Raw genomic sequence first — 22,863 nt, 5'->3', positions numbered from 1 at the left:
TCTGAGATTGGCGGCCAGTGATCACCGCGACCTCAATGCCGGCATTCATGATCGATTTGATGCCATACCCATCACGGGTGTGGAACGCCTTGAGCTCTTCGCCATGATTGCCCATRTAAACGCGACCATCGGAGAACACGCCATCAATATCACAAATCAGCAACTTTATCGCCGCGGCACGTTGAAATACGTCGGCGGCTACAGGGCCATAAAGGGTGTCAATCACAGTGGAAGCCATTACATTACTCCGGCTTTTAAAAGGTCATGCATGTTAAGGGCGCCAAGCAGCTGGCCGTTTTTGGCAACCAGCAACCCGTTAATTTTACGCTCTTCCATGAGTTTGAGTCCTTCTGCCGCCAGCAGTTCCGGCTCAATGGTGACCGGATTTTTCGACATCACCGAACCGATGGTGGTGGTGTGCAGGTCAATGCGCATATCCAGCAAGCGGCGCAAATCACCATCGGTAAACACGCCCGTGAGTTGCCCATGACTATCAACGATCGCTGTCATACCTAGGCCTTTTTCCGACACCTCTAAAAGTGCATCACGGACGGTGGCGGTTTCCTTTACCATGGGCAAGCGCGCGTCTTGGTGCATCAAATCACTGATACGTAATAATAGCTTACGCCCCAGTGCGCCGCCGGGGTGGGAGAGGGCGAAATCGTTCGCGGTAAAGCCTCTGGCTTGCATCAATGCCATCGCAAGGGCATCACCCATCACTAAGGTCGCCGTGGTGCTGGAGGTGGGGGCCAAGGCCAATGGGCAGGCCTCCTGTGGCACATGAATGTTCAAGTTGACCTTTGCCAGCTGGCCCATACTGGAATTGGAATTGCCGGTCATACAGACCAAGGGGATCCCGAGGCGTTTAATCACGGGCAGCAAGGTTAAGATTTCACCGGCTTCCCCCGAGTTGGAAATGGCCAGTACCACATCACCTTGGTWTATCATTCCCAGATCGCCGTGGCTGGCTTCCCCTGGATGGACAAAAAACGCGGGCGTCCCCGTGCTCGCCAATGTCGCGGCAATTTTTTTACCAATATGACCGGATTTACCCATGCCCATGACCACGACTTTGCCGGTGGCGTGCAAAATAAGCTCGCATGCGGCCTCGAAGTGGGCATCAATTGCCGTTTTTAGTTGCGCAATCGCGTCCTGCTCAATGTTGAGCACATCAAGTCCGGCGCGGCGAAAATCAAAACTGTAATCACTCATATTTGTGTCCGTTTAGGCTGCCGCATTCACAAACAGGTAGCCCTGATAGCTGATATAGCAAAGGAGAAAAACAGCGCCTTCGATGCGGTTGATACTGCGTGATTTGCCGAGTGCAAACACCAGCAACATGATAGACAGCACCAACACAATATAATAATCGCGGCTCATGGCATACTCACTGATCGCCGAGGGATTGAGTAACCCTGGGATCCCCATCACCGCGAGAATATTGAACACGTTCGAGCCGATGATGTTGCCGACAGCCAAATCATCTTCCCCTTTCATTACCCCGGCTATCGATGCGGCGAGCTCAGGCAAGCTGGTGCCAATAGCGATAATGGTCAAGCCAATCACTAAATCGCTCATGCCAAAGTACTGCGCGATGGTCACCGCCGAGTCGACCACTTGATCCGAGGAGACGAGCAATAACGGTAAGCCGATAATGATCCACAATACGGCTTTTAGATTGCTGACATCATTAGGGATATCCGATTGCTGATCGGCAAGAATCGGGTCAGTGCCGCCAGAATCTTTGCCAATTTTCAGCATCATTAAGATGAAAACCACAAATAAGGTGAACAGTCCCACCCCTTCAAAAAAGCCTAGGTGGTTGTTCCAAAGCAGCACCCCAGCCAACAAGGTGACCCCTAGCATCAAAGGCAGCTCGCGGCGAATAATGGTCGAGCCGATAGAAAGGGGCTTAATCAACGCGGTAAAGCCGAGGATTAACGCGATATTGGCGATATTCGAGCCCAACACATTTCCCACGGCGGTGTCGGTTTTATCCGCTAAGGCAGCGTTGGCCGAGACCATCATCTCGGGGGCGGAAGAGCCCATGGCCAGGATAGTCATCCCGATCACCAGCGGAGAGACGCCGTAGTTTTTCGCGATTGCTGCCGCGCCGAACACTAATCGGTCAGCGCTCCACACTAGCACAATGAGTCCAACAATGAGTATGGCAACCGCTATGACCATGACACCTATCCTTTGCGTTTATTGATTGGGTTCAAATGAGGTGCAATTCTGACGGCTAACGGGGTAAATGTGAAGCGAAAAGCCCGTGCTTTAGCGATGAAATCAGCGATTTCATTCACCAACATGAGAGTTGTCGCCGTGAAACGGTCGCCATGAAATGGTCGCCGTGAAACAGTCAGCATCAATGGCAGCGTTACATTTACCGGACGTTAGCTGACTGATGTCTGACACGAAAAGCGAAAAGAAGCTGCTATTATCAGGGATAAGTCACGTCCTGCGGGCGCTGAGGTGCGGCGTGGCTTGTGTTAGAATGGGTGACGCCTTATTATCAGCCACTTCATTTTGTTCCTTTATAACCATGAGATGCGGCCATGGCAGCACAGAGCCTGATAGATATCAGTGGGATGACTTTCTCACGGGGCAATCGATGCATTTTTGACAATATTGATTTGCAAGTGCCACGTGGCCAGGTAACCGCGATCATGGGGCCATCAGGCATTGGCAAAACCACCTTGCTACGTTTGATTGCCGGTCAGCTTAAACCGGATGCGGGCGAGATTGTGTTTGATGGTCACGCTATTCCTACCTTGGGACGACGCAAGCTGTTTGAAGTCCGTCAGCGGATGAGCATGCTGTTTCAATCAGGGGCGCTGTTCACCGATATGTCGGTGTTTGATAATGTCGCTTTCCCATTGCGCGAACATACCGATTTAGACGAGTCATTGATCCACACCATCGTGATGCTCAAGTTAGAAGCGGTGGGGTTGCGTGGTGCACACGACTTAATGCCCAGTGATCTGTCTGGCGGCATGGCACGTCGTGCAGCACTCGCACGCTCGATAGCCCTCGATCCTGAACTGATTTTGTTTGATGAGCCCTTTGTCGGCCAAGACCCGATTACCATGGGCGTACTGGTCACCTTGATCCGCCAACTCAACCAAGCACTAGGGTTGACCTGTGTGGTGGTCTCACACGATGTCCCTGAGGTGATGAGCATTGCCGATCAGGTTTATTTACTGGCCGATAGCCGCATTATCGCCAGTGGCTCGCCCCAGTCGCTGCGTGACAACCCTGATCCTTGGGTCAAACAATTCTTAGAAGGCCATGCCGATGGCCCTGTGCCTTTTCGCTACCCCGCTGGCGAGTTAACGCAGGAGATTTTCCGGTGATCAGAACACAAATTGAAGATGTGGGCCGCCGGGCGATGCGTGTGGCCGAGTCCATGGGCCGTGCAACCTTTGTGATGGCAGGTGCACTGATTGGCCGTCCGCAGCCGAGCAAAACCTTTCCATTGTTGGTCAAACAGCTTTATTCGGTGGGCGTTCGCTCACTGGCGATCATTATGGTGTCCGGCTTATTTATTGGCATGGTGCTGAGCTTGCAAGGCTATCTGGTGTTGTCAGACTTTGGCGCGGAAACCAGCCTTGGGCAAATGGTGGCCTTGTCGCTGCTGCGTGAGCTTGGCCCCGTGGTGACCGCCTTGCTGTTTGCCGGACGCGCTGGGTCAGCACTGACCGCCGAAATAGGCTTGATGAAAGCCACCGAGCAGCTCTCTAGCCTTGAAATGATGGCGGTCGACCCGCTACGCCGAGTGATTGCCCCGCGTTTTTGGGCGGGCGTAATCGCCATGCCACTGCTGGCCGTGATTTTTATGCTGGTGGGCATTTGGGGCGGCGAGTTAGTTGGCGTCGACTGGAAAGGCATTGATCACGGCAGTTTCTGGTCAGTGATGCAAGCGTCGGTTGATCTGGGTTATGACGTGGGCAACGCCCTGATCAAAAGCGTGGTGTTTGCGGTGGCTGTGACCTGGATTGCGCTTTTTAACGGCTATGATGCCACGCCGACATCGGAAGGGATCAGCCGCGCCACCACACGTACTGTGGTACATTCATCGTTGGCCGTGCTTGGCCTTGACTTTGTCCTTACTGCACTCATGTTTGGGAATTAATCATGCAACAGAGTCGTAAAACAGAATTTTGGGTAGGCTGCTTTGTCATTGCGGGCATTGCAGCGTTATTGGTCTTGGCGTTTCAAGTGGCAGACGTCCAACGTTGGGGGCGGGCGGATACCTATACCTTAACCGCTGAGTTCGACAATATTGGTGGTTTGAAAGTACGCTCACCCGTCAAGGTGGGCGGCGTGACGGTCGGCCAGGTCACAGATATTTCTTTGAATGCAGAGACGTATGTCCCTCAGGTCACCTTGCAAATAAACGCGGATGCCGGGCGCTTTCCGGAATCAAGTTCGGCCTCGATTTATACCGCGGGGTTATTGGGCGAGCAGTACATTGGTATTACCCCAGGTTTCGTGGATGAAGCCCTCGGCATTGGCTATCTCGAGGCGGGAGATAAAATTCAGGACACCAAATCGGCACTGGTGCTAGAAGATTTGATTGGTCAATTCCTCTACAGCATGGGTGACAAGGAGTAAACAGCATGAAGAAGACATTGATCGCACTGGGTAGCGCCATTTGCTTAATGGTTTCTAGCCTTAGTTCTGTGGCGCAGGCCAGTGAGCCGGTTGATCAATCCAACCCTTATCAGCTGATTGAGCAAGTTGCGGACAACACGTTTAGTCGCTTGCGTAAAGATCGCACCTTATTCCGCGCCGATCCGGACTTGCTGCGAGATGTGGTGAAAGACGAGTTGCTGCCTTATATCCATACCCGGTATGCGGCATCGTTGGTGTTAGGGGCGCAGTATTATCGCAAAGCGACACCGGCGCAGCGTGATGCCTTTACCGAGGCCTTCACTGAATACATGATTGCTTCTTATGCCCAAATCCTGCTCGAATATGATGACCAGGCCGTCGAGGTACAAAAAGATCAGCCGATTGCCCCGGACGATAAAATTGTCAAAGTGCGGGTGGACATTACCGACCCATCACGACCGCCAATTCGCCTTGATTTTAGTTTACGTAAAAATTCTCGGACAGGAAATTGGCAAGCCTATGACGTCACCGCTGAGGGGGTGAGTATGATCCAGTCTAAGCAGTCGGAGTGGAAAGCGCCGCTACGTCGTGATGGCATTGATTCGGTCATCGAACAATTAAAAACCTTGGCAGAGCGCCCCATCCGTCGCGAAGACAAGCAAAAACAGGACGCCTCATGAGCATCCGCTTAACCGCCGGGGAGGGGCAACAGTATCACTTGTCAGGGCGATTAGATCGTGACACAGTGCCTGACTTTTGGCGTCAACGTGACCAGTGGCTCCCCGCCGACACCGCCTTTAGCCTGGATTTAAGCGCGTTGTCACGCGTCGATTCCGCCGGTATGGCGATGTTGCTACACCTTGATAAGCAACTACGTAGCCAGGGGCAACAGGTGCGTTATCAAGGGGTGCCCGAGCAACTTAAGTTGTTGTTAACGCTGAGTAATTTAGACACATTTTTTGACGATGCTGAGCATCAAGAAGGGGTTTAAACGTGGAAGCAAGCGAAGTTAAAGCCATTTTAGAGGCCGCTTTTTCAGAAAAGGCTTTGTCAGTGGACGAGCTGCACGTCAAAGGCGATGGCAGCCACTTTGAAGTGATTGCTGTGGCAGAGATGTTTGACGGGATGTCACGTGTGAAAAAGCAACAAACGATCTATGGTCCGCTAACGGATCACATTGCGCGTAATGATATTCATGCGGTCAGCATTAAAGCGATGACACCAGCTGAGTGGGCACGCGATAAAAAGCTGATGCAGCTGTAAGAGGGTCTGATGCAAAAGTTTCGAGTGACGGGCAATGGCCCGCTAAAAGGTGAAGTGGCCATTTCCGGCGCGAAAAATGCCGCCCTCCCGATTTTATTTGCTTCATTACTCGCTGAAGAGTCGGTCGAGGTGGCGAATGTCCCTAAACTGCGTGACATAGATACCACCATGGCACTGTTATCTCGCCTGGGTGCCAAGGTGAGCCGCAACGGCTCTGTCCATGTGGATGCCAGTGACATCACCGAGCTGTGTGCGCCGTATGATTTAGTCAAAACCATGCGCGCGTCTATTTGGGYGCTTGGGCCTTTGGTAGCACGCTTTGGTAAAGGCGAGGTGTCATTGCCAGGCGGCTGCGCGATTGGTGCCCGCCCAGTAGACTTGCACATTAATGGCCTTGAGCAGCTGGGTGCCACTATTACCTTGGATGAAGGCTATGTGCGTGCGACCGTGGATGGCCGCTTGCAAGGGGCGCATATTGTGATGGACAAAGTCAGCGTCGGCGCGACGGTCACCATCATGAGTGCGGCCACTCTGGCTGACGGCACCACAGTGATTGAAAACGCGGCGCGTGAGCCAGAAATCGTTGACACTGCCAAGTTCCTCAACATGCTGGGGGCTAAGGTGTCAGGTGCAGGCACGGATCGGATTGAAATTGAGGGGGTAGAGCGCCTCGGCGGCGGCAAGCACTCAGTGGTGGCCGATCGGATTGAAACCGGCACCTTCTTGGTGGCCGCGGCTGTGTCTGGCGGGCATATTATTTGTCGCCATACTTCGCCCGAGTTACTCGAAGCGGTATTGCACAAGCTCGAAGAGGCGGGGGCGAAGGTCGTCACCGGTGATGATTTTATCGAACTCGATATGACCGACCGCGAGCTAAAAGCGGTGAATGTACGCACCGCACCGCATCCCGGGTTTCCGACTGATATGCAAGCCCAGTTTAGCTTGCTTAACTTGGTGGCCAAGGGCACGGGCATTATCACCGAAACCATCTTTGAAAACCGCTTTATGCATGTGCCTGAACTGCAGCGCATGGGCGCTCATGCAGAAATTGAGGGCAATACCGTGATCTGTGGTGACACCGACAGCTTAAGCGGGGCGCAAGTGATGGCGACCGATTTACGCGCCTCGGCGAGCCTCGTGATTGCAGGTTGTATCGCCAAGGGCGAGACCATTGTCGATCGCATTTATCATATCGATAGAGGCTATGAGCGTATCGAGGATAAACTTCAAGCCTTGGGCGCGAAAATAGATCGGATTGACGCGGCGTAACCTCGCCTGCACTCGACACACAAACGCCAGCATCCAGCTGGCGTTTTTGATGGCGTGAAGTGATAAGCGCAGAGACCGACAGCGTTAGCGGCGCTGCCTTTCATCGCCCACCTTGACCGGCAGTGTCAGGGTCTCACCATCACGAATGAGGGTCACATCTAGCGTGGAGCCTGGGCGCGTATCGGTGACCATATCCATGGCACTGCGCGCGCCACGTACGGACTGACCATCAATTTGAATGATTAAATCTTGCGGTTGGATCCCCGCCTTGTCCGCCGGTCCCCCTTGGTCAACTCCAGACACCATCACTCCTCGTTGCTGCTCGGCATCCAGCAGGCGCGCCATTACCGGATTCACATCACGACCATCAATCCCGATATAGCCTCGGATCACTCGGCCATCGGCAATCAGTTTATTCATGATTTTTTCAGTCAACCCGTAGGGAATAGCAAAGGAGATGCCATAGGTTTCCAAATCGGTGGCTTGCTGGAATGAGGCGGTATTAATGCCCACCAATTCGCCGCGACTGTTGACCAAAGCGCCGCCAGAGTTCCCTCGGTTGATCGCGGCATCGGTTTGTAAAAAGTCTTGGCGGCCATAAAAGCTCATCCCGGTACGCCCGGTCGCGGAAATAATGCCATAAGTGGTGGTTTGGCCGAGGTTATAGGGGTTACCAATCGCGAGCACCGTATCGCCCACCGCGGGCAGATAGCGCTCGTTGAACGGGATCACGGGTAAGTTATCGGCTTGTACCTTGATCACCGCTAAGTCGGTGCGCTGGTCTTTACCCACCATCTGGGCGGTGAAAATACGGCCATCTTGCAACGCCACAATCACCTGATCGGCCTCGGCGACCACGTGATAGTTAGTGACAATATAGCCCTTAGCGCTCATGATCACCCCAGAGCCTAACCCCTGAGTGTTGAGGGCTAATCGTTCGTTACCGGTGTAGTTGCGGGTGTAAATATTGACCACTGCCGGCGACGCGCGCTTAACCGCGTAATTGAACGACACCAGCTCCACGGGATCGTCCTCGATGCTGTCTGCCATTGAAAAGCCGGATAGCAGACCCGAGCGTAAGTCTGGCACCGCTACCAACAATAAAGCAGCCGTCACCAAGCCAATAATCACAGAGCGAATCAATAACGCCAGCATAAATAATGCCATCCTCAAGCAACTTAACGCGGAGCTAGAGAATAGCATTGTCAGCGAGGGTTGGGGAAATCATCACCGCGGTCTGATCAAAAAAAATGCCTGCCGAGAAGGCAGGCATCAATCGATGAACGCCAGGCCTGTTCGCGGGCTAGCGGATCACCAGGTACAAGGAGCTGTTGTCGCGGACGATATTGAGCGCCAGCACACTGGGTTTGTCTTCAAGTAGCTTGCGCAGATCGCCTAAGTTCTCAACCTTGTGACGATTAAGACCGACAATCACATCCCCTTCACGCAGCCCATAGCGCGCGGCGAGTGAACCTTCTTCAATCGCCGTCACTTCTACCCCAGCAGGCTTGGTGTCGTGATTTTTCAGCTCAGCACCGGTGAGGGCTTTGTGTAAGTTGTCGGCCTTGGTTTGCGTTTGGCTCGCCTCTTTAAGGGTGGTGTCCATTTCTAGGTTTTCACCGTCGCGGATAACCCCCAAGGTCACTGGCTTGCCCGCGCCCAAGGTGGCAATTTTAGCGCGTAGCTCGCCAAAGCTGCGGATGCTCTTGCCATTAACCGAGACGATGATGTCCCCGGCTTCCAAGCCTGCCTCTTCTGCTGCAGATTCAGGCATGACTTGGCTGACAAAGGCACCGTGTTTTGTAGCAAGGCCAAAGGCATCGGCCAGCTCCGATGTTAGCTCGCGACCGGTTACTCCCAGCATACCGCGGCGCACTGAGCCGTATTCGATAATTTGGTCGACCAGGCTTTTCGCCATATTGACTGGAATCGCAAAACCAATCCCGACGTTACCGCCATTTGGGCCTAAAATAGCGGTGTTGATCCCCATTAGCTCGCCATTAAGGTTAACCAGGGCACCGCCCGAGTTACCACTGTTGATCGCCGCATCGGTTTGAATAAAGTTCTCAAAGTTTTCCAAATTCAAACCACTGCGCCCTAGTGCAGAGATGATCCCCGAAGTAACGGTTTGCCCAAGCCCAAACGGGTTACCAATCGCCACGGCAAAATCGCCCACGCGCAGTTCGTCTGAGTTCGCGAGCGGAATTTGGGTCAGGTTATCGGCCTCTTCTTCGAGCTGAAGAAGGGCGATGTCAGACATTTCGTCGCTGCCAATCAAGGTGGCATCGTACTCGCGTCCGTCTTTGAGCTGCACGCGAATTTGGTCGGCATCATCAATCACATGGTGGTTGGTGACAATATAGCCCTTATCCGCGTCGACAATCACCCCTGAGCCGAGTCCGCGAAATGGGCGCTCTTGGGCTTGTTCTGGCGGTATGTTGGGGCCGAAGAAAAAACGAAAGGCTTCTGGAATACGCTGCTTGGCGACTTTATTGCCTTCAACGGCAATGCTCACCACCGCAGGAGACACCTTCTCTAGCATGGGCGCTAAGCTGGGCATCGCCTCACCGTTAACGGTTTGCGGCAAGGCTGCGTGGCTCGGGAGAGGGGAAAAAGCCGCGCCAAGAGTCAGCGCGGCGATACTCATCGCTAGTAAAGACTTCTTCATCATAGACTCACACTCCGATTGTCGAGGTATGAAGTGAGAGTGGGGGCTATCTGAAAAAGTTCAATCCTCCATCAACTTGTCGCGCGTGACCCTTCGCCGCTTTTGAGCAGTCCAGAGGCGCTGCCTGAGTAGTCTCTTGGCGGCTCACTGGTTGTCTCGGCTTTCACTTCAGTGATTTTACCCAGCCGCTTGGAAAACGGATTATCCTGATCGGGCAAGTTGGGCATCAAATCAGTCGAGGTCTTTGCCATGTGTTGATAGAGCTTGTTGTAATCTTTGGAAAGGGTATCGAGCAGCTCCGCGCTTTGGGCAAAATGATCAACCAGTTCTTGGCGATATTGCTCCAGCTCGTAACGTGACTTTTCTAGCTCCCTTTTCATGTTTTTTTGTTGTTTGAGATCGCGTGTCGTCATGCGGGCAATGAAGAAGCCTACCGCGATACCGATGACGAGAAAGATCAGGCTATTAATCCAGGCCATAACTGCTCCTTGTAGTCACAAGTTGACTGTCCACAGATACCACTGGCGGGTCAGTCAAGACAAGTAAAATCACTTGCCTACCTAATAATATCGTACATTCCCCAATAGCTCAGCAAGGGGGATTCGCTTACTATACACGTCGATGCGTCCTTGCGGTACTGGCAGCGGACGGATTGTGGGTTGGGGCGAGCCCTCTCCGGTGGTTTGGCGGATATGTTACGTTTTGTATCGGGCGTGTTACTATGCGTGCGAGGCGATAATCAATGAGGCTTTCACGGAATGACGCCACTCGAGCATTACAATAACGATCTGACCCATAACGATTTTATTGAAGACCCCGCGCAGCGTATGGCAGTAGAGAAACTCGATGATCTCTACCATCGCTTGGTTGCCAACCCCATTGTTCCCGCCACGCCGGAAAAGCGCAGCTGGCTGCCTTGGCGTAAGCGCGAGCCGGCTTCTGTGACCCCTGTAAAAGGCTTATATTTCTGGGGCGGGGTGGGGCGCGGCAAAACCTACCTAATGGATACGTTTTTCCACGCTTTGCCGTTCGAAAACAAGATGCGGATGCACTTTCACCGCTTTATGCATCGCGTGCACCAAGAGCTGAAAACCTTGGATGGCGAGGTTGACCCTTTGCCACAAATTGCCGACAAGTTCGCCCAAGAAACCCGAGTACTGTGCTTTGATGAGTTTTTTGTCTCTGACATTACCGACGCGATGATCTTGGGGACGTTAATGGAAGCCTTGTTTGCGCGCGGCATTACCTTGGTGGCCACCTCTAACATTGTGCCGGATGAGCTTTACTGGAATGGGCTACAACGTGCCCGTTTCTTGCCTGCGATCGCCTTGATTAACCAGCATTGTGACGTGGTCAATGTCGACTCAGGCGTCGATTACCGCTTACGCACCCTTGAGCAAGCCGAGATCTTTCACCATCCTTTAGGTGACGCCGCGACCGCGCAAATGCACGCGTATTTTAAGAAGCTCAATGGCGAGGGCGGGCTGAAGCAGGATGTGATCGAGGTGAACCATCGACCGCTGCAAACCATCGAAAACGGTGATGGGGTGGTGCATTTTGGTTTTGCTGAGCTGTGCCAATCAGCACGTAGCCAGAGTGACTATATGGAGCTGGCACGCCTTTATCATACCGTGTTGGTTGCTGATATGCCTCAGCTGACTGGCTTGCAAGACGACGCTGCACGGCGCTTTATTGCCTTGGTGGATGAGTTTTATGAGCGCAGCGTGAAGCTAATTATTTCGGCGGCGGTACCCATGGATAGCCTCTATCAAGGCGAGCGGTTGGCGTTTGAATTTCAGCGCTGCCAATCACGCCTTATTGAGATGCAAAGCCATGACTACCTCGCCTTGCCGCACTTGCCCTAAATAGGATAAAAAGCGGGGCGCAAGCGTTCTGATGGTGCGTGTCCCGCCCTACAGTGGCGTGCAGTAGCCAAACAATCACCAACTGAAAAAATCCATCGAATTTTTTTGCCAAAAGGAGGTGATTTTTTCTCCACTCTTCCCTATAATCTCGCGACCCACCGTTACTGTTGAAAGGCTTAGGCCGAGTGTACCACCACTCGAAGGGGTGATGTATGGGCGCTTAACAGTGGGAGCTTAGGCTCCTGAAGTGAAACTTATTAATCGGGTAATCATTAGCATGAAAACTTTCGTTGCTAAACCAGAAACTGTAAAACGCGACTGGTTCGTTGTAGACGCTGAAGGCAAAACGCTGGGCCGTCTGGCCACTGAAATTGCAACGCGTCTGCGTGGCAAGCACAAGCCAGAATACACTCCTCACGTTGACACCGGTGACTACATCGTTGTTATCAACGCTGAGAAAGTGGCTGTTACTGGCCGCAAAAAGTCTGACAAGATGTACTACAGCCACACTGGCTACATTGGTGGCATCAAGTCAATCAGCTTTGAAAAACTGATCGCGGAAAAACCTGAACTGGTTATTGAAAAAGCCGTTAAAGGTATGTTGCCACGCGGTCCTCTAGGTCGTGCTATGTACCGTAAACTGAAAGTTTACGCAGGTTCTGAGCACAAGCACGCGGCACAACAACCGCAAGTACTAGACATCTAAGAGGAATAAAGCAATGGCAGAACAATACTACGGCACCGGCCGTCGCAAAAGCTCCGCAGCGCGTGTCTTTATCAAGCCAGGCAGCGGTAACATCGAGATCAACAAGCGTTCTCTCGACACTTACTTCGGTCGCGAAACCGCTCGCATGGTCGTTCGTCAGCCGCTTGAGCTGGTAGAAATGACCGAGAAGCTAGACCTGTACATCACCGTTTCTGGTGGTGGTATCTCTGGTCAAGCTGGCGCAATCCGTCACGGCATTACTCGTGCCCTGATGGAGTATGACGAGTCACTACGTCCTGCGCTACGTGCAGCTGGCTTTGTTACGCGTGACGCTCGTCGCGTTGAGCGTAAAAAAATTGGCCTACGCAAAGCACGTCGCAGCCCGCAGTTCTCGAAGCGTTAATCGACGTTTCAGTCAGATTTGCTGCAAAAAGCCTGGTGGCAACGCCAGGCTTTTTTTATTCATCAATTTAACCAGCATTCTCGCGTGTAATACTCATTTATTTCCTTTCAAAACAGTGTATAAGCACTCACTTTCCAACATTTTTATTACCCTTTCCTCAATTCTGTGCACACCGCTCACATTTGTTACAAAAAGGTAGCTTTATCTTGTCAAAAAGTAGGGTTTTCTCTATCATCTAGCCGACGTAATAGCAGCTAAGATTTAATCGAACTGATCCCAGTCAGCCGTTATTACATATTCGTTTTTAAGTAAGCCGTACGCTCCATGGACGCAAAGGACACAATAAAAATCCAAGCGGGAGCACATGGGAGAATGTTGGATGAGCAATGCGCCAGTGAATACCGGCCGACGCCGTTTCCTGACTGCGACGACGTCAGTTGTTGGCGGTTTAGGGGCCGTAGCAGTTGCCGTACCTTTTATTAAGTCTTGGAACCCAAGCGCGAAAGCCAAAGCGGCGGGCGCGCCTGTCGAAGTCGATATCAGCAAGCTACAAGACGGACAAATGATCCGTGTTGAGTGGCGAGGAAAACCTGTATGGATCGTGCGTCGCAGTGATGCGGTCGTCGAACAGCTGTCTAGCTTCGAGGACCAGCTTCGTGATCCCGGTTCGGCACAGCCGCAACAGCCAGAATACGCAGCCAACCAGACCCGCTCTATTAAACCTGAAATTTTTGTCGCGGTTGGTATCTGTACCCACCTAGGTTGCTCGCCAACCTATCTGCCTGACAGCTTCAGTGAGCAAGTGAGTGGGGTGAAAGCCGGGTTCTTCTGCCCGTGTCATGGTTCTAAATTTGACATGGCAGGACGCGTATTCCAAGGCGTACCTGCACCACTGAACCTGGTCGTTCCACCTTACATGTACTTGGACGACAAACGGGTACTCGTGGGACAAGATGAGGGGACTGCGTAATGGAAAACTTGCTGAACTGGGTTGRGAAACGCATTCCAGCGATGAATGCGTATCGCAAACACATGACTGAGTACCCCATGCCGAAGAACTTCAACTTCTGGTATATGTTTGGTGTGCTCGCAATGCTGGTTCTGGTTAACCAAATTCTGACTGGGATTTGGCTAACGATGAACTACGTACCTTCAGCGGAAGGCGCGTTTGCGTCTGTTGAATACATCATGCGTGATGTGGAGTACGGTTGGCTCCTCCGATATATGCACTCCACTGGGGCCTCGGCCTTCTTTGTGGTGGTCTACCTGCATATGTTCCGCGGCCTCATTTACGGCTCCTACCAAAAGCCACGTGAGCTGTTATGGCTATTTGGTATGCTGATCTTCCTGGTGCTGATGGCTGAAGCCTTTATGGGCTATCTGCTGCCATGGGGGCAAATGTCGTACTGGGGGGCACAGGTTATCATCTCCTTGTTCGGGGCTATCCCAGTTATTGGTGATGATTTGACGCTATGGATCCGTGGCGACTACGTCGTCTCTGGCGCGACCTTGAACCGCTTCTTTGCGCTTCACGTGGTTGCACTACCGATTGTGCTCTTGCTGCTCGTGGCGTTGCACGTACTTGCACTGCACGAAGTGGGCTCCAATAACCCGGATGGTATCGACACTAAACTGCCGAAAGGTGAGGCAGACGACGATGGCCAGCAGTCACAGTTCAAGTTCCACCCTGACTACACCAAGAAATATAAGATCATTGACTCGATTCCTTTCCACCCTTACGGGACAGTGAAAGATTTGATTGGTGTGGGTGTGTTCGGCATCTTGTTTGCCTACGTGATTTTCTTTAATCCCGAAATGGGCGGCTATTTCCTTGAGCCACCCAACTTTGAAGCGGCTAACCCGCTGAAGACCCCTGAGCACATTGCCCCTGTTTGGTACTTCACGCCGTTCTATGCAATTTTGCGTGCGATCCCAGACAAGCTAATTGGTGTGATTGCCATGGGCGCGTCGATTGTGATGCTGTTCATCCTGCCGTGGCTTGACCGCTGCCGTGTGCGCTCATACCGCTACCGCAGCAAGCTGCACTTGGCGAACATCGTCCAATTTGTGATTGCCTTTATTGCTCTGGGTATTCTGGGTGCGTTGCCAGCAACCCCAACCTACACCTTGCTGGCGCAGATCTTCAGCTTCTGTTACTTCATGTTCTTCGTGCTGTTGTTCTTCTACAGCAAAAATGAGGCAACGAAACCGCTACCAGAGAGGGTGACATTCAAATGAGAAAATGGATTGTAATCTTGTGCGCGCTGTTGCCCTCTTTGGCGATGGCCGCCGGTGGTAATGTCCACTTGGACGAAGCCAACAATGATTTGACGGACAAAGCCTCATTGCAACGTGGCGCCAAACTGTTCATGAACTACTGTTTTGGTTGCCATGCTACGCAGTATCAGCGTTATCAGCGTGTGGCCGAAGATCTCAATATTCCTAAAGACTTGATGGAAGACAACCTGATTGTCGATAAGAATGCCGATTACGGCGACTTGATGAAAAATGCCATGACGCAAGAGGCGGGCGCGCAGTACTTTGGTGCACCGGCACCTGATCTGACCTTGGTGGCACGTGTGCGTGGCGTGGATTGGCTATATACCTATTTACGTTCGTTCTACGTCGACCCATCTCGCCCATTTGGCGTGAACAACACCGTGTTCCCGAACGTGGGTATGCCACACGTGCTTGAAGAGCTTCAAGGCACACCCCGTAAAGTGTACGAAACACGTATGGTGGACGGTGAGCCGGTGGAAGAGTTTGTTGGCCTTAAATCTGACGGCAATGGCGAACTCAGTGCCAGCGAGTACGATAATGCGGTGCGCGATCTGGTTAACTTCCTTGAATATTCAGGGGAACCGGTGAAGCTAGAGCGCCAGCAGTTAGGCTGGTGGGTGATTGGTTTCTTCGTGGTATTCTTGATTTTGGCGTACTTCCTCAAGAAAGAATATTGGCGCGATGTACACTGATCGGTTAATCTAGTGTGTTGCTAATCCGCAATGGGGACTTTAGGTCCCCATTGCTTTCTATTGATATTGAACATCCTGGAGGGGTTGATGGCTGTTGCTGCCAATAAACGCTCGGTGATGACGTTATTCTCTGACGCATCTGATCTCTATAGTCATCAGGTACGCATCGTCCTCGCAGAGAAAGGTGTCAGTGTAGAAATCGAGCTGGTGGATCCKAATAATCTGCCAGAAGACCTGGTTGACTTAAATCCTTATAACTCTGTTCCAACCTTGGTAGACCGTGAGTTAGCGTTATATAACGCGGATATCATCATGGAATACTTGGATGAGCGTTTCCCTCACCCGCCATTGATGCCGGTATACCCTGTTGCTCGTGCACAAAGCCGTTTGATGATGTATCGCATCAAGCGCAACTGGTATACCTTGGTTGACCAAATTATGGAAGGTAGTGCTGACGACGCTGATAAAGCGCGTAAGCAGCTGCGTGAAGAGCTTCTGGCGCTGGCACCAGTATTCGCCGAAGATCCCTACTTTCTAAGCGAAGAGTTTAGTCTGGTAGATTGCTACTTAGCGCCGCTGCTGTGGCGTTTGCCTGCACTAGGCATTGAGCTAACTGGCCCAGGTGCGAAGCAAGTAAAAGATTACATGACGCGTCTGTTTGAGCGTGATTCGTTTCTCGCCTCACTGACAGAAGCTGAACGTGAAATGCGACTAACAGGTCAATAATGTCTACATCAGAATTTGCGATGACACCACGCCGCCCCTATTTGGTTCGCGCGTTCTATGATTGGTTACTGGATAACGATCTCACCCCCCACATGGTGGTGGACGCGACTTTGCCGGGCGTACAAGTGCCGTTTGACTACGTTAAAGACGGGCAAATTGTCCTCAATATCGCCCCGCGCGCGGTCGGTAACTTGGAACTGAGCAACGAGCACGTGTGTTTTAACGCGCGCTTTGGCGGCAAGCCCCAGCAAGTGCTGGTGCCTATGGCGGCGGTGCTCGCCATCTACGCACGTGAAAATGGCGCGGGCACCATGTTTGATATGGAGCCAGCTTACGCCCACGCTGATGATGAGGAGATGTTTGAACAAACCGCCCCATCCAGCGAGGGAGAAGACGAAGAAGAGCCGTCTTTAGTATCAGTCGACAGCGTTGATGATCCAGACGCGTTGCCGCAAGCCGATGACGAAGACGACACGCCGGCCACGCCAAGCAAAAAAGGCAAGCCGACGCTGACCGTGGTGAAATAACCGCGTCGCAAGTTCTACCTGAAGGTAAGACACAAAAAACCAGCACCCAAGTGCTGGTTTTTTTATGCGCAGGGAGCCTGCCGCACAGAAAAGGCGCCCGACTCGACGCCCTTAATGTACGGCGTCTGAATCAATGACGCTCGGTCATGATCTCACGCGAGAATACCTTCTCACAGTATTTGCAGCGCAACTTCACATCGTCTGCTTCACTCAGCACGCGGAATGAGCTATCGACCGCCGGCTCACCGTGGGTAATACAGTTAGAGTTTGGGCAGCGGAATACGCCTTGAATCACCTCAGGCAAGGTCAGTGGCAGCTTGGCCACTACTTGATAGTCTTCGATTTGATTCRCGGTCGCCTGTGGTGCATACAGTGCGAGTTGACTGGCCTGATCTTCGCTGATCACCACGTTCTCAATTTTGATCAGATCTTTGCTGCCCAACGCTGACGAGGGCAGATTCAGACCAATGGTGATCCGCTGATCGCTGCCGTGCATTTGAAACAGGTTTAAGATCTTAAAGCCAATGTGCGCGGGAATATGATCGATCACCGTGCCGTGACAGATGGCTTCAACTTGTAGTTTGTTATCCGTGCTCATTGTGCAACTCCTTCAACCTGTTCGTTTAATACCAGTGCCAGCAGGGCTTCTCGCGCATAGACACCGTTCTCAGCTTGCTCAAAGTAATAGGCGTGCGGGGTTTTATCGACATCCACAGTAATCTCATCCACACGGGGCAGGGGATGCATCACCTTCATGTTGGGTTTGGSATCACGCAACATGGCCGCATTTAAAATGAACGCCGCTTTAATGTGCGCGTATTCTGATTCATCAAATCGCTCTTTTTGCACTCGTGTCATATACAACACATCCAGCTCAGGCACCACATCGGTGATGCTACTGTGCAGGCTATACGGGTGGCCCGCGGCAGTCAGCTCATCTAACAAATACTCAGGCATCGCTAGCGCATCTGGGGCGATATARAAAAAGCGATTCCCCTCGAACTTTGACAAGGCTTGCGTCAGCGAATGCACGGTACGGCCATATTTTAGATCGCCCACCATGGCAATATTGAGGTTATCGAGCCGGCCTTGGGTTTCGTAAATCGAGAACAGATCGAGTAGGGTTTGGGTTGGATGCTGGTTAGCACCATCACCGCCGTTGACTACCGGCACACCTTCAGAGAACTCCGAGGCCAACCGCGCGGCACCTTCTTTTGGATGGCGCATTACAAAGCCATCGACATACGAGGAAATCACCCGGACTGAGTCGGCCAAGGTTTCGCCTTTTTTGCCTGACGAGGTATTGCCACCGTCGGGGAAGCCGATCACCGAGCCGCCCAGGCGCTGGATCGCGGTTTCAAACGACAAGCGTGTACGCGTCGAAGCCTCAAAAAAGCAGCTGGCAATCACTTTATTTTTTAATAGCGTCGGGTTAGGGCGCGCTTTTAGCTCGCCCGCCGTGGCGACGATTAACGCCAGCTCGTCGCGGCTGAGCTCGGGAATGGAAATAATATGTTTGTTATAAAGCGTATTGGCCATAACGCGAGTCCCTTTCTTTGCAGTGTGCTACAGGCAAAAAAAAACCTCCGAAACGGAGGTTTTTACGATCACGACCAATGCGGATACCGTCCCGCAATGGGGCGGATAAATCGCTGTTTGTAGGTGGAATAACCAACATAACGTCTGGCCGTGTAATGAAATCTGGCCGAATTATACGCCCCTATTTATGTCGTGCAAGCAAAAGTGCAATCGTTTACGTGCTTGCGTTGACGAGTGTGGCAACCATCACAGCCTTGATGGTATGCAGTCGGTTCTCTGCCTGATCAAAGACGATCGACTGCGCCGATTCAAACACCGCATCGGTGACCTCCAGCCCATTGAGCCCGTATTGATCGGCAATTTGTTTTCCTACGCCAGTCTCATCGTTATGAAAGGCAGGCAAACAGTGCATAAACTTAGCGTGTGGGTTTGCGGTGGCGGCCATTAAGCTTGGATTCACCTGATAAGGGATGAGATCAGCCACGCGCTGCGCCCAGGCCGATTCGGGTTCACCCATCGACACCCAGATATCGGTATACACAAAGTCACAACCGTTCACCGCTGCGGTGTCTTCGGTTAAGGTGAGCGTTGCGCCAGTATTGACGGCGATATCTTGGCAGGTCGCGATCAAATCGGCCTCAGGCCAATAGGCTTTAGGGCCAATTAGGCGCAGATCCATCCCCATTTTCGCGGCGCCGATCAATAGCGAATTACCCATGTTGTTGCGCGCATCCCCCACATACGCAAACGCGATTTGATTTAGCGGCTTGTCACTGTGCGCTTGCATGGTGAGCAGATCGGCCAACACTTGGGTGGGGTGAAAATCATCGGTTAAGCCATTCCACACCGGCACCCCGGCATTCGCGGCGAGCGTCTCGACCACCTCTTGGCCAAAGCCACGGTATTGAATGCCATCATACATTCTCCCTAACACACGCGCGGTGTCCTTCATGGTTTCTTTATGGCCAATCTGGGTGCCGCTAGGGCCGAGGTAACTGACCTGCGCACCTTGATCAAACGCCGCCACCTCAAAGGCACAGCGGGTACGGGTCGAGGTTTTCTCAAAAATCAGCGCAATGTTTTTGCCTGTTAGCTGCGGGGCTTCCTCACCGCGAGCTTTTGCCGCTTTTAGTGCGGCGGCATCATCAATCAGATCGTGGATTTGCTGAGGTGATAAGTCGAGTAAGGTGAGCAGTGATTGCTGGTAGAGGTCGCTTTTCATATCTATCCCTAAATAACGCGAAAAATTGAATATTAAATCGATATTTATGTTTAATTATTCTTTGATGGTAAAGCCCGTGCCAGCAAGATGCAAGCAACAAAACCGAGCGTAAAGGCCATAAGCTGACCAATAACACACCTTTTTGATGATTTTCTGACCGCTAAGGAGGGATTTAATCAAGCACTGACAATGCTGATAAATTGGCGACAAACTAGACAATCCTTTTACCGCCTTATAGCGAGAGAATGACAGGGCCGCGCGATGAGTGCGAGATAGTGTTCATGTCCTCAAGGGCAAACGACAATACTAGGAAGGAGAACATGATGAAAACACAAAACAAAGCACTGACTCTTAGCGCACTCATGATGATGGTTGGCCTCGCCGGCCCCGCGATGGCCAACGAAGCCAGCCAACCACAAGGCGACCAGCCCGTGGTAACTTGTCCAGACGGCGGCACGGATTGTGACACGCAGCCAATGCCAGAAGACGACAACAGCACCTGGCCGGCGGAAGAAAGCCAAGACCCCGCCATGCAATAAGGCGGTAACCTCCTAAGCAAGCAAAGCGTGAGTGCCGCCACATTGGCGGCGCTTGTTTATCCCACCACACGCTAAGTGCTCAAAAAGCATACTGAATTCGCCCCCCTTACAGCTAGACACCCTGTGAGCCTTCCCCTATAATCCCATTCCATTCGGCCCCTTAGCTCAGTGGTTAGAGCAGTCGACTCATAATCGATTGGTCCCCAGTTCAAGTCTGGGAGGGGCCACCAGACTCTAGAAGGTTAGTAAGCGTAGTGTTTACTAACCTTTTTTTATACCTGACGATTTTGGGTCAGGTAATGGGTCAGGTAAGCCCCGATCACGCACTCTTCTCTGTCTGTTCCCAATACTAATCCGAATATTACGCTGTTGCCAAATGTGTCCTTTTGGCGAATAAATCTCTCCCATAGCGCACAAAGATAGATTGAACTCGCAAACCAATCATAAGTAACTTAAATTGCACTTATAGGTGATTTCGTATACATTTATCGCAAAAGTGAGTTATAGTGAACTTATGTGGTGAGGCGAACTTAAAAGTAACAAAAGTACATTTAAAGGCACTTATGAAAAAAGGTAAGAGTGTAAAGGCACAACCTATGCCTGATTTGAATACCGAGTTCAGTATGGAAACGCTGGGGAGCGCTATTCGCTCAAAGCGCACCGATAGAGGCTGGCGTATTGATGATCTCGCTTCAAAAGCCAATTTATCTCGCAGAACAGTCATGAAGATAGAAAAAGGCGATACCAGTGTCACCTTTGCCAATGTACTTGTCCTCATGGACATCTTAGGGCTGTCGTTACGCCTTATAGACTTAAACCTATTTGCTCGTCCACATAGCCAAATAAACTTCCAATCTGAAAACAGCGTGATAAGCAGTGAGGACGGTTGGTATGAGTAAGTTACAACAGTTAGATGTATTTATCGGTACGAATACCAAAATTGGTCGTTTGATTCTCCCCGTCGGAACAGAAACAGAGTTCTCATTCATCTATGAAGATGAATGGAAACACACGGGGTTCCCGATTTCACCACACATCCCTTTCGTTGATCAGGCTTCGCCACGCAGTATCGAGAACTATCTCAGAAACCTCCTTCCTGAAGGAGAAGCCTTTGAGGAAATGATACAAAACACCACCATCTCCAAAAGCAACACGTTCGGACTAATTCGTAAGCTTGGTGCGGAAACATCTGGTGCATTATCTTTTCGAGTGCCAGGTTCGGAGCCTCAAGAAACCAGCTTTAGACCTGTACCTAATGAGGAGTTGGTAGACCGATTAGAGCGTAACTTAGCGCCATTGGTTTATTGGGATGGCAAGGTTCGCCTTTCGGTTGCAGGTGTGCAAAATAAGTTAAACGTACTTAAGCGCGGCGATGAATGGGGGTTTGGGGAAGGCAAATTAAGTTCAAACTACATTCTGAAGTTTGAAAGCGGTAAAGCACCGTGTATTGCTGTTAATRAGTTCTTCTGCATGACATTAGCCAAGCTAGCTGGTTTGGACGTCGCTAATGTTGAGTTAACTCGCATTGGGAAGACGAGGACACTGAGCATAGAGCGGTTCGATCGAGCCTATATCGCGACTCGTGATGTCGTTCAACGAAAGCATGTGATTGATGGTTGTCAGGCAACTGACTTACCTCCAGGCTACAAATACGAGCGTCAGAATGGGGATGAAGGCGATGGCGTGTATATGCGTGATGGCGTTTCTTTCCCGCGTCTACTGAGCGTCAAAACCATAGACACGGTAACCACCAATCTAAAACTTACCCAATGGATGCTCTTTAATCTCGCCACGCTAAACTATGATGCTCATGGTAAAAATATTAGCTTCTTCGTCACCCCTAAAGGCCTAGAGCTGACTCCTTTTTATGATTTAGTGAACATAGAAGCCATTGCTCAAGAGGGAGCAAAGCGCAATTCGCGAAGCGGTAAATTGTCTGCTGATGAGGGGCGGGCCGCCAGTATCCCTCAATATTTTGCAATGTCGATTGGCGATTGGGAAAGTGAAGACTTTCAAAATCCGCCGAAAGGCAACTTCCAACGTCCTATCACCAGCTATGATTTAGCTGAATTCGGCGCTCTGCTGGGTTATTCAGGCACCAAAATGGCGGCCATAATGGTAGAAACCGTTGGTGCTATAAAAAATGCGCTGAAGGAAGCGATTGACCTTACCGAAGCTCAAGGAATCGACGATGGGGAACGTGAACACATAAAGCTGTGTGTGTCACTCATCCAAACAGAGAGTGAATACTTGCTAGAGCAAGCCAACAGCGTGCCAGAAATGAGTAGACTTCTTTAATGGCGAATGCGGAGGCTATAGTAAGCCAGCTATAGTAATAAATATATAAATTATTTTGGACAATCCCGAGTTGCAAGCTTACTAATTTAGTAGATGATGGACTGCTTTAGGTATCGAAAATCTGCTTTCTCAGGAATAGCATAATCGCCTCTATTTAGGGGCTAATCTCACGATGCCGAAAATCTATCAAACTTTTAAAGGAGCATGATCATAGCCGKGTCTTATACTTGTTAACATGTTGGTATTACT

General features: G+C 51.4%; 26 protein-coding genes, 1 tRNA gene and 1 pseudogene. 19 read left to right on the top strand and 9 right to left on the bottom strand.

Features of this window, described 5'->3' with window-relative positions; genetic code table 11:
* The 3 genes and pseudogenes from BZG14_RS10610 to BZG14_RS10600 form a co-directional block, all read right to left on the bottom strand.
* Positions 1–238 (bottom strand): annotated as a pseudogene (locus tag BZG14_RS10610) (3-deoxy-D-manno-octulosonate 8-phosphate phosphatase); the annotation flags it as partial.
* Complete coding sequence (locus BZG14_RS10605) at positions 238–1,212, bottom strand: KpsF/GutQ family sugar-phosphate isomerase (RefSeq protein WP_077608701.1); 975 nt, start codon at positions 1,210–1,212, stop codon at positions 238–240. The pseudogene BZG14_RS10610 and the gene BZG14_RS10605, both read right to left, overlap by 1 nt.
* Before the next feature lie 12 nt (positions 1,213–1,224).
* The gene (locus tag BZG14_RS10600) at positions 1,225–2,187 is read right to left on the bottom strand and encodes a calcium/sodium antiporter (protein WP_077608700.1); all 963 of its coding nucleotides are present in this window, start codon (positions 2,185–2,187) and stop codon (positions 1,225–1,227) included.
* Positions 2,188–2,558: 371 nt separating this feature from the next.
* Between BZG14_RS10600 and mlaF the strand changes: the two genes are divergently transcribed.
* From mlaF to murA, 7 genes are read left to right on the top strand one after another with little or no spacing between them, the layout of a single operon-like run.
* Complete coding sequence (mlaF, locus tag BZG14_RS10595) at positions 2,559–3,356, top strand: phospholipid ABC transporter ATP-binding protein MlaF (protein WP_077457695.1); 798 nt, start codon at positions 2,559–2,561, stop codon at positions 3,354–3,356.
* Positions 3,356–4,135: a lipid asymmetry maintenance ABC transporter permease subunit MlaE gene (gene mlaE / locus BZG14_RS10590; protein ID WP_369801985.1), complete on the top strand. Its 780-nt coding sequence runs from the start codon at positions 3,356–3,358 to the stop codon at positions 4,133–4,135. The genes mlaF and mlaE overlap by 1 nt, the downstream gene beginning before the upstream one ends.
* A gap of 2 nt (positions 4,136–4,137) precedes the next feature.
* Positions 4,138–4,617 carry an outer membrane lipid asymmetry maintenance protein MlaD gene (gene mlaD, locus BZG14_RS10585; RefSeq protein ID WP_069363313.1) on the top strand — a complete coding sequence of 160 codons (480 nt, stop codon included), beginning with the start codon at positions 4,138–4,140 and terminating at the stop codon, positions 4,615–4,617.
* Positions 4,618–4,622: 5 nt separating this feature from the next.
* On the top strand, positions 4,623–5,297 hold the full coding sequence (gene mlaC / locus BZG14_RS10580; protein WP_069363314.1) for a phospholipid-binding protein MlaC: 675 nt from the start codon (positions 4,623–4,625) through the stop codon (positions 5,295–5,297).
* Positions 5,294–5,608 carry an STAS domain-containing protein gene (locus BZG14_RS10575; protein ID WP_069363315.1) on the top strand — a complete coding sequence of 105 codons (315 nt, stop codon included), beginning with the start codon at positions 5,294–5,296 and terminating at the stop codon, positions 5,606–5,608. Before mlaC ends, BZG14_RS10575 begins: the two co-directional genes overlap by 4 nt.
* A gap of 2 nt (positions 5,609–5,610) precedes the next feature.
* Positions 5,611–5,880, top strand: coding sequence for a BolA family iron metabolism protein IbaG (gene ibaG / locus BZG14_RS10570; RefSeq protein ID WP_077484160.1), 270 nt, complete (start codon positions 5,611–5,613; stop codon positions 5,878–5,880).
* A gap of 9 nt (positions 5,881–5,889) precedes the next feature.
* Positions 5,890–7,149: a UDP-N-acetylglucosamine 1-carboxyvinyltransferase gene (murA, locus tag BZG14_RS10565; protein WP_077608699.1), complete on the top strand. Its 1,260-nt coding sequence runs from the start codon at positions 5,890–5,892 to the stop codon at positions 7,147–7,149.
* Between the two features lie 84 nt (positions 7,150–7,233).
* Here murA and degS read toward each other — a convergent pair whose 3' ends face one another.
* The 3 genes from degS to zapG all read right to left on the bottom strand — a co-directional run bounded on the left by degS (position 7,234) and on the right by zapG (position 10,296).
* The gene (degS, locus tag BZG14_RS10560; protein WP_077608698.1) at positions 7,234–8,304 is read right to left on the bottom strand and encodes an outer membrane-stress sensor serine endopeptidase DegS; all 1,071 of its coding nucleotides are present in this window, start codon (positions 8,302–8,304) and stop codon (positions 7,234–7,236) included.
* Positions 8,305–8,452: 148 nt separating this feature from the next.
* Positions 8,453–9,817: a Do family serine endopeptidase gene (locus BZG14_RS10555; protein WP_108743550.1), complete on the bottom strand. Its 1,365-nt coding sequence runs from the start codon at positions 9,815–9,817 to the stop codon at positions 8,453–8,455.
* Between the two features lie 71 nt (positions 9,818–9,888).
* A complete protein-coding gene (gene zapG / locus BZG14_RS10550; RefSeq protein WP_077608696.1) occupies positions 9,889–10,296 on the bottom strand; it encodes a Z-ring associated protein ZapG in 408 nt (135 codons plus the stop codon).
* A 279-nt stretch (positions 10,297–10,575) separates the two neighbouring features.
* Here zapG and zapE point away from each other — a divergent pair, with 279 nt between their 5' ends.
* The 8 genes from zapE to sspB all read left to right on the top strand — a co-directional run bounded on the left by zapE (position 10,576) and on the right by sspB (position 17,016).
* Positions 10,576–11,682: a cell division protein ZapE gene (gene zapE / locus BZG14_RS10545; RefSeq protein ID WP_077457685.1), complete on the top strand. Its 1,107-nt coding sequence runs from the start codon at positions 10,576–10,578 to the stop codon at positions 11,680–11,682.
* A gap of 277 nt (positions 11,683–11,959) precedes the next feature.
* Positions 11,960–12,388 carry a 50S ribosomal protein L13 gene (gene rplM, locus BZG14_RS10540; RefSeq protein WP_046073927.1) on the top strand — a complete coding sequence of 143 codons (429 nt, stop codon included), beginning with the start codon at positions 11,960–11,962 and terminating at the stop codon, positions 12,386–12,388.
* A 13-nt stretch (positions 12,389–12,401) separates the two neighbouring features.
* Complete coding sequence (gene rpsI, locus BZG14_RS10535; protein WP_069363322.1) at positions 12,402–12,791, top strand: 30S ribosomal protein S9; 390 nt, start codon at positions 12,402–12,404, stop codon at positions 12,789–12,791.
* Between the two features lie 379 nt (positions 12,792–13,170).
* On the top strand, positions 13,171–13,761 hold the full coding sequence (gene petA / locus BZG14_RS10530) for a ubiquinol-cytochrome c reductase iron-sulfur subunit (RefSeq protein ID WP_077484168.1): 591 nt from the start codon (positions 13,171–13,173) through the stop codon (positions 13,759–13,761).
* Entirely contained in the window at positions 13,761–15,029 is a 1,269-nt protein-coding gene (locus BZG14_RS10525) for a cytochrome b (protein ID WP_077608695.1), read from the top strand. The genes petA and BZG14_RS10525 overlap by 1 nt, the downstream gene beginning before the upstream one ends.
* Positions 15,026–15,763, top strand: coding sequence for a cytochrome c1 (locus BZG14_RS10520; protein WP_077608694.1), 738 nt, complete (start codon positions 15,026–15,028; stop codon positions 15,761–15,763). Before BZG14_RS10525 ends, BZG14_RS10520 begins: the two co-directional genes overlap by 4 nt.
* Positions 15,764–15,850: 87 nt before the next feature.
* Entirely contained in the window at positions 15,851–16,489 is a 639-nt protein-coding gene (gene sspA / locus BZG14_RS10515; protein ID WP_046073932.1) for a stringent starvation protein SspA, read from the top strand.
* Positions 16,489–17,016, top strand: a complete 528-nt coding sequence (sspB, locus tag BZG14_RS10510) for a ClpXP protease specificity-enhancing factor (RefSeq protein ID WP_077484174.1) — start codon at positions 16,489–16,491, stop codon at positions 17,014–17,016. Before sspA ends, sspB begins: the two co-directional genes overlap by 1 nt.
* 130 nt (positions 17,017–17,146) lie before the next feature.
* Here sspB and pyrI read toward each other — a convergent pair whose 3' ends face one another.
* From pyrI to argF, 3 genes are all read right to left on the bottom strand, one after another.
* Positions 17,147–17,614 (bottom strand): aspartate carbamoyltransferase regulatory subunit, encoded by a 468-nt coding sequence (gene pyrI / locus BZG14_RS10505; protein WP_077608693.1) that lies wholly within the window; start codon positions 17,612–17,614, stop codon positions 17,147–17,149.
* Positions 17,611–18,555, bottom strand: coding sequence for an aspartate carbamoyltransferase (pyrB, locus tag BZG14_RS10500; protein ID WP_077608692.1), 945 nt, complete (start codon positions 18,553–18,555; stop codon positions 17,611–17,613). Before pyrB ends, pyrI begins: the two co-directional genes overlap by 4 nt.
* Before the next feature lie 214 nt (positions 18,556–18,769).
* Positions 18,770–19,777, bottom strand: coding sequence for an ornithine carbamoyltransferase (gene argF / locus BZG14_RS10495; protein WP_077608691.1), 1,008 nt, complete (start codon positions 19,775–19,777; stop codon positions 18,770–18,772).
* Positions 19,778–20,097: 320 nt separating this feature from the next.
* On the opposite strand from argF, the gene BZG14_RS10490 reads away from it, so the two are divergent.
* The 4 genes from BZG14_RS10490 to BZG14_RS10475 all read left to right on the top strand — a co-directional run bounded on the left by BZG14_RS10490 (position 20,098) and on the right by BZG14_RS10475 (position 22,614).
* The gene (locus BZG14_RS10490) at positions 20,098–20,316 is read left to right on the top strand and encodes a hypothetical protein (RefSeq protein WP_131825181.1); all 219 of its coding nucleotides are present in this window, start codon (positions 20,098–20,100) and stop codon (positions 20,314–20,316) included.
* 154 nt (positions 20,317–20,470) lie between these two features.
* A tRNA-Ile gene (locus BZG14_RS10485) sits at positions 20,471–20,546 on the top strand.
* A 333-nt stretch (positions 20,547–20,879) separates the two neighbouring features.
* Positions 20,880–21,215: a helix-turn-helix domain-containing protein gene (locus BZG14_RS10480; protein ID WP_077608702.1), complete on the top strand. Its 336-nt coding sequence runs from the start codon at positions 20,880–20,882 to the stop codon at positions 21,213–21,215.
* Complete coding sequence (locus BZG14_RS10475) at positions 21,208–22,614, top strand: HipA domain-containing protein (protein WP_077608690.1); 1,407 nt, start codon at positions 21,208–21,210, stop codon at positions 22,612–22,614. Before BZG14_RS10480 ends, BZG14_RS10475 begins: the two co-directional genes overlap by 8 nt.
* Positions 22,615–22,863 lie beyond the last annotated feature (249 nt).

The sequence above is a fragment of the Salinivibrio sp. IB282 genome, from assembly GCF_001995685.1.
Taxonomy (GTDB): Bacteria; Pseudomonadota; Gammaproteobacteria; order Enterobacterales; family Vibrionaceae; genus Salinivibrio; species Salinivibrio kushneri.
The sequence above is the reverse complement of the archived record's forward strand: the minus strand, read 5'-3'. Positions and strand labels throughout refer to the sequence as shown.